The organism is Pandoraea sp. NPDC090278 (genome assembly GCF_044772185.1).
Classification (GTDB): Bacteria; Pseudomonadota; Gammaproteobacteria; order Burkholderiales; family Burkholderiaceae; genus Pandoraea.
Genome location: NZ_JBIVYJ010000023.1, coordinates 1 through 9,581, shown reverse-complemented (window position 1 = coordinate 9,581; position 9,581 = coordinate 1). Strand labels below are relative to the sequence as shown.

Here is a 9,581-nt window from a genome sequence, read left to right as displayed (position 1 = left end):
AGTGGTTTCGGAACAGAATCGAGGCGAAGGTCGTGATCGAAGACTGGCGGACTCATTACAACGAAGTTCGGCCGCATTCGAGTTTGCAGTACCAAGCCCCGGCCGAATTTCGTCGGGCTAGCGAACGTAGTTCAACCACCGGGGCCGTGAATCTCTAGACGCCAGTGGTACGAAAAAATTCGTCAGGTCAGGCACGCGTGAATCAGCGGTGGTTTCAAGCCGGTAAAGCCATGTACTTTCAAGACTCTTGGCACACTGTAATGAAAATCGGACCATGATGTTCATCCAAATTCAACGAGTGTCATTCGAGAGATCTGGGCTGTCGCCGGAATTCAAACACTTTCCAGCCTTACGCCAAGGCGCGTTCGAAGGCTTCGGGATCGACGTAGCCCAGATGGGTGTGATGCGGGTTCGATTGAAGAAGGACTTCAATGTAATTGAAGATGTCAACGCATGCGAGATCTTGGATTTCGTAGAAGTGTTTGTGCACGCGCGAAATTCAACGGGTGGTAGATCTGTTGGATGCGATACGGACACGCTGCGGGCCCAAGGCGCTGCGCGACGAATTGTTGCTCCTGCACGGCATGGCGCACACGGTGATCAATGGTGTGAGCCTGTCGTATTCGACCGATGGCCTCTCTCTGGTAGAACAAGCCGATGGTGTCATCGAGGAACTGCAAGACTGGGTGGGCAATGATGCTCGAGCGGATGATCGTGGCATTGCACTCCCTGCAGGAGTCGCGAGCCATAGCTGGCGACGATGCGGACTTCAACCAGGCTTACGTATGCGGCACATAAATGCTATCAGTCATGCTGACTGTCACATGGTGCCGCAGCCGAAAAGCAGAAATACTGCCCGACGAAGGTCGGGGGGACGCGGAGTCGGCCCTAGAACCTGAGCAACGTCGGAGAGAAACGTTTGCCTGTCGCCGCTTGCGACCGAAATTCCCGCTCCGCTCACAACTCCGTCACATAACTCAACAGGCCAAAGTTATGACGCTCAAAGTGCTTTTCATCATCATGATAATTGCTTGGCTCCTTGGCTGCCTCAAGTGGCGCCGGGCAAGCATTGCACTGTACGCCGCGTCCGTGCTCCTGCTTCTTGCAATCGGTTGCGGTGCTGTGCCGCGCTGGGTGCTCGGCGATTTGCAGTCAGCCTATGCAGAGAAACCAGTGATTGGATGGGGCACGCGCAACGCCATCGTTCTATTGGGTACGGGTACGGACAAAATCTCAGGCATGGAGACTTTGGAGCCGAGCGTGTTTTCATATGCCCGCATCGTCAGAGCAGCCGAGCTATACAACGAATGTCGGCAGACCCGCGCGACTTGTAAGATTATCGTCAGCGGCGGAGATGCGAAGAAGAACGGAGAATCAGAAGCGTCCGTCTACGCGGTGGCGCTGACTCGGATTGGCGTCGACACTGCGGACATCATCCACGAGCAGAAAAGCATGAACACTTGGCAAAATGCGGAGTTTACCAAGGCTATATTGGAATCATATGATGCCGACCGCATGGTACTTGTCTCTTCTGGAGTTCATCTGCGACGAAGCTTACTTTACTTTTCTCACTTCGGCGTATCCGCTACTCCCGCACGCGCGGACTACCTCAGTGCAAGGCCCAGTGTGCTACCGCTCGCGTATAACTTCACCGTCACCGATTTTTCGCTAAGCGAGTATATCGGGATTGCCCGCTACTATGTATACAATGCCTTGGGGTGGAACGGGCCACGGAAACCTATGTGACGCTCGACGGCCCGGAACAGGCCCCCCCTCCAGCGGTAAGTTCGACCGTCCCGGCCGGTTGCCGGAATTGTGAGCCTGCGGCTCCAAGCATCCGTGATCAGCGGGATTCCTGCCGCCATCCGATCGGTGTACGCGTCGAGCCAGGACAAAGCCGACAAGAAGATCGAGTAGACGCTGAGCAACTGCGGGTAGTGATCAGGCTGGGTAGAGGGCGCCGAAAGTCTGCTTGCAACTGAGCAGAACCCGGCACGCCCCTTCGACCACAACCGTGGACAAAACTAATCTATGGTCACCCCCATTTTTGCAAGACTGATGTTCGATGCAGTGTTTGGCTTGCCTAAACCTATCCGGCGTCGTTGTGGGGATTAGCTCCCCGCGCAATGATGCGAGTCGCGCCTGAGGAACCCCCAAAATGCCTCGGCCTCAAGGGACAATTTTATGGTTCATCGCGGAAAACCGTGGAGGATTTCGAAGCAATGGATACTCTGACGCCAATAGAGAGGGTGTTCGGAGGACAAATTGCTAGATCGAAAAGCGCTGGAGGCACTGGGCTGCTGGACGGGGTATCGAGTCGAACGGGTTGAGTTGGCCTTCTCAGGACAGCCGAACGCTGTCGTTGCATTTGAAGCCGTCAAGCCGTGTGATGCTCTGCGAGCAGTGTGGCAAACGTTGCTCGCAGATTCACGAGACAACGGTGCGCCGGGTTCGGGATTTTCCTCTTTTCGAGTACCGCGTGGTGCTGCATGTACCCCGTCGCCGACTCTGGTGCGAACACTGCGGTGGCCCGAGGCTGGAGAAGCTGAACTGGCTTGGGCGCTACCAACGTGTAACGGCACGCTTCGCCAAAGCGTGTGAGACGCTGCTCAAATCCACCAACGTGCAAGCGGTTGCAACGTTCTACGGTTTGGATTGGCACACCGTCAAGGCCATCGACAAGGCAGGTCTACAAGCACGTCTTGCCGAGCCGGATTGGACGCGGGTTCGATATCTGGCGATGGACGAATTTGCGCTGCACAAGGGCCATCGCTATGCCACGGTGGTGGTCGAACCGCTCAGCCGTCAGGTGTTGTGGATTGGAAACGGACGCTCACGTGAAACGGCGCGAGCTTTCTTTGAGCAACTCCCCGAGGGCGTTGCCGGACGTATTGAGGCTGTTGCCATTGATATGACAACGGCCTACGAGCTGGAAATCAAGGCGAATTGCCCGCAAGCGGAAATCGTCTACGACTTGTTCCATGTCGTTGCCAAATACGGACGCGTGAACCGCGCCGGATTTTGTGGAGGCTCCAACTCTTGAGAGAATGGAGCGATGAACAAGAAGGCAACCAAGTTTTCCCCGGAAGTCCGGGAACGCGCAGTGCGTCTGGTGCGCGAGCAACGTAGCGAACATCGGTCGATGTGGGCGGCGGTTGAATCGATTGCGCCGATGATCGGCTGCACGCCGCAGACGCTGCACGAATGGGCCAAGCGCGATCAGGTCGACCAGGGTGAGCGCGATGGCGTGAGCACCGACGAGTGCGAACGGCTCAAGGCCCTGGAGCGCGAGGTCAAGGAACTGCGTCGTGCCAACGAGATTCTCAAGGTCGCGAGTGCGTTTTTCGCCCAGGCGGAGCTCGACCGTCGTTTCAAGTCCTAAAGGCCTTCGTTGATCAGTATCGTGACACCTTCGGGGTCGAGCCGATCTGCAAGGTCTTGCGGATTGCCCCGTCGGGTTACCAACGCCATGCGGCACGGCTTCGTGATCCGTCCAGACGTTGCGCCCGCGCGAAACAAGATGAGATTCTTCAACCCGAGATCAAGCGTGTCTGGCAGGCCAACATGCAGGTCTACGGCGTGCCGAAGGTCTGGAAGCAGTTGAACCGGGAAGGCATTGAGGTGGCCCGCTGCACGGTCGGTCGGCTGATGAAGCTGCAAGGTTTGCGTGGTGCGGTTCGCGGCAAGCGGGTCCGCACGACGATTCCCGATGCGAGCGCGCCGCGTCCGCTGGACCGGGTCAATCGGCAATTCAAGGCGCAGCGGCCCAATCAGCTCTGGGTGTCAGACTTCACGTACGTCTCAACGTGGCAAGGCTGGCTCTATGTGGCGTTCGTGATCGATGTGTTCGCTCGCCGTATCGTTGGCTGGCGTGTCAGTTCATCGATGAGCACGGACTTCGTTCTGGACACACTTGAGCAAGCGCTGTACGCGCGGCAACCGGGTGAGGGCGGCACGTTGACGCACCACTCCGATAGGGGGGCCCAATACGTCAGCCTTCGCTACGGCAAACGTCTGGCCGAAGCGGGCATCGAGCCCTCCGTCGGCAGTCGTGGCGACAGCTACGATAATGCGCTGGCCGAAACTCTCAACGGCCTGTACAAGACAGAACTGATTCATCGGCGCGCCCCGTGGAAAACGCGGGAATCTGTCGAGCTGGCAACGCTGGAATGGGTGGCCTGGTGCAACCATCACCGGTTGATGGAGCCGCTGGGCTATATCCCGCCCGCTGAAGCTGAGGCAAACTACTATGGGAAACTCCGAAATATCACTGACGTGCCCGCATTAACTTAAACCAACCGGCCTCTACGATTCCCGGTGCGGTTCAACCCTTTCGAGTACACCACTCGTAAGTTAGTGGGCTCGCCGGTTTTCGGTTGATGCAATTGCCGGAATTGGTCCGGCGCCAGTTGACCCAAGGCACTATGCGGACGCACCGAGTTGTAGTCCGTACGCCACGCTTCGATTCGCCTGCGTGCATCGTCGAGACTGGCGAACGCATGCTGATTCAAGCACTCTTCACGCAGTCGGCCGTTGAAGCTCTCGATGTAAGCGTTCTCCACCGGTTTCCCGGGCCGAATGAACTGCAGTTTTACGCCGTGCTCGTGCGCCCAGGCGTCGAGCGCCTCGCTGACGAACTCCGGGCCGTTATCCACCTGAATCAGGTTGGGGCGCGGTCCTCGTTGCCGCAACTGCTCGAGAACGCGCGCCACGCGAACACCCGTCAGCGAGAAGTCGACCTCGATGTGCGGACACTCCCGGTTCCACGTGTCGATGATGGTCAGCATTCGAATGCGTCGACCATGCACCAGCGCGTCAGCAACAAAGTCCATCGCCCAGCTTTCGTCGGCGCCGATAGGTGTCGGCATTACCACACGCAAATGACTCGGACACTTCTTTCACCGTTTCAGGCGAACCGACAGGCCTTCTCGGCGTAGCAACACGTGCAGGCGGGGCGAGCCAAACCGTCGCCGCTGCTGTGCCAGTTCGCGTAGCCGTTGCCGCACTTCGTGGTCGGCGTCAGACGGCACCGATCGCCGGAATGTCCGGCGAATCAGGCCAATGAGCGCGCACGCCCGGCGCTCCGAATAGTCGTGCTGTCCAATCACCTGCTGCACGACTTCCCGGCGCTCCGCGGGCGAACTCACTTTTTTCGAGCACGTCCTTCAGAACCTGGATGTCCAGCGCCGGGTCTGCCACCAGCCGCTTGAGCCGCTGGTTTTCCTCTTCCAGTTGCCGCAATCGTCGCGCTTCCGACACATCCATGCCGCCGTAACGGCTACGCCAGTTATAGAACGTCGCATCCGATATGCCGTGCTTGCGGCACAAGTCTGCGACCTTCATGCCTGCGTCGGCTTCCTTCAACACCCCGATAATCTGCTCTTCGCTGAACCGCGACTTCTTCATGACAAGGTTTCTCCTGCGGCCTTGCCACTGACTTAACATTCGGATACTTCAGAGGGAAAAGGTCATGCCATTCACGTCATCGAATTTTCAGTCGTCGCAAAACCAGGTCTGTGTTCTTCGGTGAAACATTGGAGGACGAGCGCTCAGGCGGGCATGGCGCTCGTCCCGGCATCGAATATTGTGTCGTGCGTAGCCAGTGCCCACGCCGTTCTGGCCTGTTTGTTCGCTAGCGCGCACAAGCGCTTGTCGAGCAAAAGACCATGGAGTTGATTCACGGTTTTGGTCCGATCCCGAATCAGCGATTCGTGCACGCGATGCATTGCTCCGAGCGCCTGCTGAGATTCTGTCTTGGGTGTCACGTACAGCATGGCTGGGCGCGACGCCGCTTCGCAGATCGCATCAGCATCCACGAAGGCGTTCTTATTGCTCTTGACGAAAGGTCGCACGAATCCAGGCACAGGAGACCAGCAGTCGTCAGATGTTCTTGTCCCCACGCCTGCTGATGCCGAATAGGTTAGCTTTCCCCCCGGGCACTATATTGCCGGGGGCACAAGTCCGATCGACGCAGCGAAATCCCGATTGCATCCGTATTCTTTTCCGTCCGCCATCTCTGCTGACAACACACTTGCGGTGATGGGGCCGACTCTTTGAGTTGTCAGCAGACGCTGCCCAAGATCGTCTTCGGCAAGCTGATGTGCCATCTCATTTTCAATCTCACCGATTTGGTCGTTGAGGTACTTGTAGTGGCGATGCAGGCGCTCAATGATTGCGAGAAGGCGGGGCCGCGGCGCGATTTCGGTGAGAGCCGCAGGTAACGGAGTGATAGCGGCTTTCCCCAAGGGCAAACTCACCCCAAATTCAAGCAGGAAGCCACGCATACGGTTCGTGGCGTTAGTTCGGTCACGTATGTACGATTCATGGACTCGATGCAGAGCGGAAAGTGTCTGCTGGGATTCCGACTTTGGCGTCACAAATCGCATGGTCGGTCGAGATGCCGCTTCGTATATGGCCTCGGCGTCAACGAAATCATTTTCGTTGCTCTTGACGAACGGGCGCACGAACTGCGAAGAAAGGAGTTTCACATGATGGCCGAATGCCATCAGCTTGTGCGCCATGTGATGCGAGCCGGCACAGGCCTCCACCACAATCGTGCAAACGCGAAGCGGGCCAAAAAACTCAATCAGTTGCTTCCGCCCCAGCTTTTGCGGAAGATCGCTTTTGCGTTCCCATGTTGGCCGTGCAGGTGAAAAGTATGCTTTCCCAGAGCAATTCCAACCAGCGTCACATCTTGCATGAAAGGTCTGCAGTTAGGGATTTACACCGCCAGCGTAGCACATTTGGCGTGGCATGAAATTTAGATTTATTTCTATCCGCCTATCAATCGAACGCGGGCACCATGGCGAAAATTTACTTCGACGCTGAAGGTTTTTCGTTGCGCCGAATAAAGTGAATCGAAAAAGTCCCTGCAAGTAACTTTTTGCAATGAAACCATTGCATCGACTCATTTTATATGACTCGAATAACGGTCATTTTTGATTTGATTAGTTGACTTGATCAAATGTGATTGGCCGTTACCAATCGTGAGTTTATCTGGGCCGAATGCGTCGTGTGGCACGGCCAATCAGTCATTTGTGGTCTGCGTAAGTGCGCGTCGGGGAGGAATTTGTGAGGCTTCTCCATCCTCGGTACACCACGCGAATTCTGCATCTTGTTGTGCGGCTTATCTTTTCCCGGCGGCGCGTCGTCAGTCACCCTCGAGGTGATTTTCTTTAGGCGACGCGTGTTTTTTGCTGATGTCCTGTTCCATCACGTCAAATTGCTCATGCGTTTTCGTCCGTCTTGCCCCCTCAGCCCCTCTTCCGGGCGTCGTTTGACTGCCCGCCACCGATTGAGCGCGTGCGCGCTGAGTGTCGGTTTGGCCGCTCCCGTGCTCGCGGTAGCCCAAAGCGCTGGCATTACGGGTCTCGGAACGGGGATGGATGTGAGAAAAGTCAACGTGAGCGATGACGATAACGTGATGACCTGGACCAATCGTTCAGGCACGAGTTCCCGCACCGTTCGTTGGACGCTCTCGGGGGGCGTCCAAGATCTCGGTGCCGTCACCACTATCGCTATAGATGAATTGCACCTAGGGGGAACCAATTCCGATGGAAGTGTGGTGGTCGGTACTGCAACGAACGGGAGCCAAGGGGAGCAAGCGTTTCGATGGACTGCCGCCAATGGCATCCAGTTTCTCAATGGCTTCCCGGTCGGGACCACCTACTCCTTTGCCGCGGGTGTCAGCGGTGACGGGCGAGTGATTGTTGGTGGCTACACTGATGCATCGTCCTCGTTCGGACAAGCATACCGTTGGACTGCGGCGTCCGGTTTTCAGGATATTGGCGGGGCGGTTGATAGCTCGGGCGCTACGGCTACCAATGATGATGGCTCAGTGGTGGTAGGCTGGAGTTTAGCTGCGTCCCTTACACGGGCCTTTCGGTGGACAAGCGGCACGGGGCTTACGTCGTTGGGCTTGTTATCTGGAGATTTCTGGTCCGCAGCCACCGCGGTGAGCGGGGATGGCAAGGTAGTGGTTGGCTCTTCGTGGACAAACACCGAGGAGCACGCCTTTCGCTGGACCGAGAGTGCCAACACGCTGGAAGCATTGGGCACACTGGGTGGCACAAGCTCGCGGGCCTACGGCATTAGCCGTGACGGTAAGGTCATTGTCGGGAGCGCACAAAAAGCCGATGCCACCTGGCAAGGCTTTCGATGGACGGAGGCCGCCAAGATGCAGTCCGTGGAGGCGTGGCTGCAGGCCAACGGCGTGACCGTGCAGGGCGTTCAGACGGAAACCGCCACGGGGGCCAATGCCGATGGTTCGGTCGTGGTCGGACGACTCGCCAATGGCAATCCCTATATTGCCCGCGTGATGGCGAAACCTGTCTCCTCCCCCTGGGTACCGTTAAGTCCTTCGACGCCAGCGCCAAAGCCAACGCCGTCGTCATCAACGTCCTTGAGCGGCCTCATTGATGTGCAAGCGTTCACGCAAGGTTTGGCTCGCGTGGCCGTGGTGGGTGTCAGCGCCTCACGCAATGCCGATCTCGCCATCAATGGCTTGCATAGTAACCCCATGCGCGGCTTGATCCCGACGGTTGGCCAGAGTGCCGTCTGGACCGGAGGCGACTGGGGTGCGCAGACGCACTCGCCCTATCGGCAGCGCCAGTGGGTCACGGAGCTGGGCTACGGATATCGCGTCAATGAGGACGTGCAAGTGGGCCTGTCCGCCGGGTACCTGGGCAGCAGCGACAAGACCGATCTGGGGGGCACCACCAAAACGCAGGCGGGTTTTGTGCTGCCCGGCGTGACCGTGCGAGTGATGGATACGCCGCTGTACGCCACCGTTGATTTGCTGTATGCCGCCGGTCAGGTCGATGTGAATCGCGTCTATCTGAACGCCGGGACACCCACGAGCGCCTCAGGCAAGCCCCATACCCAGTCGTTCGGAGGCCGCATGCGTCTGGATTGGGACAATGCGTTTGCACTGGGCGAGGTGGGGTTCACCCCCTATATCAGCCTCACCCACGTAAGAACGAAGGTCGACGGCTACAACGAGCAGGGGGAAGGATTCCCGGTGAGCTGGGATCAGCGCAAGAGTAACGCGACGACCGCTCATCTGGGGCTTGATGCCAATTGGCCGCTGAGCGACGCCGTGAGCCTGCTGGGTCGCACGACGTTAGCCCACCGCTTTGAAAACCGCGATGCTGACGTATCGGGGCAAGTCATCGGGCTGTCGGGGTTCAGTTTCGAGAGTCCGCGCCTGAAGCAGACCTGGTTCCAACTGGGGGCAGGGGTCGAAGCTGCCATCACCAAGCAAAGCAAACTGTACGTCATGCTCAACGGCTCCACACAGAGCCAGGCCCCCACCTATTGGGGCACGGCCAACTTCCTATATCTGTTTTAACGGGGGAGTCTTACGCGCTGATGACCCGAAGCGGTGGCGCAAGTCGTGAGTGAATCGGCCGACTCAAGCGGCATGATGTTCCTTGACCTGTCCGTAAAATTTCGTACCAAAGAAATCTAGAGATAATGGCTCCTCAGCTCATGAGGAGTTGGTATGAAGAAAAGCCGGTACAACGACGAGCAGATTGTTCGGATACTTCGCGAGGCAGATCGAGACACGGTGCCCGAGGTAG

Annotated in this window: 4 protein-coding genes, 3 pseudogenes and 1 other annotated feature; of the genes and pseudogenes, 5 read left to right on the top strand and 2 right to left on the bottom strand. The window is 57.6% G+C overall.

The features are described from left to right. From ACIQWO_RS27120 to ACIQWO_RS27105, 4 genes and pseudogenes are all read left to right on the top strand, one after another. A partial coding sequence (locus tag ACIQWO_RS27120; protein ID WP_402830802.1) for an integrase core domain-containing protein occupies window positions 1-158 on the top strand: 158 nt, incomplete at its 5' end. An 835-nt stretch (window positions 159-993) separates the two neighbouring features. Further along, the gene (locus ACIQWO_RS27115) at window positions 994-1,746 is read left to right on the top strand and encodes a YdcF family protein (RefSeq protein ID WP_402830801.1); all 753 of its coding nucleotides are present in this window, start codon (window positions 994-996) and stop codon (window positions 1,744-1,746) included. Between the two features lie 519 nt (window positions 1,747-2,265). Then, window positions 2,266-3,004, top strand: a pseudogene (locus ACIQWO_RS27110) (ISL3 family transposase); the annotation flags it as partial. Between the two features lie 51 nt (window positions 3,005-3,055). Beyond that, window positions 3,056-4,293 (top strand): IS3 family transposase gene (locus ACIQWO_RS27105; protein ID WP_402830800.1). Its coding sequence is split into 2 segments (ribosomal slippage): window positions 3,056-3,347 and window positions 3,347-4,293, totalling 1,239 coding nucleotides; the frame shifts between segments, so codons are not numbered across the junction. Then, window positions 3,337-3,453 (top strand) — a sequence feature (AL1L pseudoknot). Its footprint overlaps the gene before it by 117 nt. Here the strand turns inward: ACIQWO_RS27105 and ACIQWO_RS27100 are convergent. Further along, a pseudogene (locus ACIQWO_RS27100) lies at window positions 4,290-5,406 on the bottom strand (IS3 family transposase). The gene ACIQWO_RS27105 and the pseudogene ACIQWO_RS27100 overlap by 4 nt on opposite strands. Window positions 5,407-5,549: 143 nt before the next feature. Further along, window positions 5,550-6,700, bottom strand: a pseudogene (locus ACIQWO_RS27095) (IS110 family transposase). Between the two features lie 681 nt (window positions 6,701-7,381). Between ACIQWO_RS27095 and ACIQWO_RS27090 the strand changes: the two are divergent. After that, window positions 7,382-9,349 carry an autotransporter domain-containing protein gene (locus tag ACIQWO_RS27090; RefSeq protein ID WP_402830798.1) on the top strand — a complete coding sequence of 656 codons (1,968 nt, stop codon included), beginning with the start codon at window positions 7,382-7,384 and terminating at the stop codon, window positions 9,347-9,349. The last annotated feature ends 232 nt before the right edge of the window (window positions 9,350-9,581 follow it).

What these genes read in the sequence shown, in the direction of transcription:
- ACIQWO_RS27090 (WP_402830798.1), top strand. Translation starts at nt 7,382, where the DNA reads ATGGATGTGAGAAAAGTCAACGTGAGCGATGACGATAACGTGATGACC.
- ACIQWO_RS27115 (WP_402830801.1), top strand. Translation starts at nt 994, where the DNA reads ATGACGCTCAAAGTGCTTTTCATCATCATGATAATTGCTTGGCTCCTT.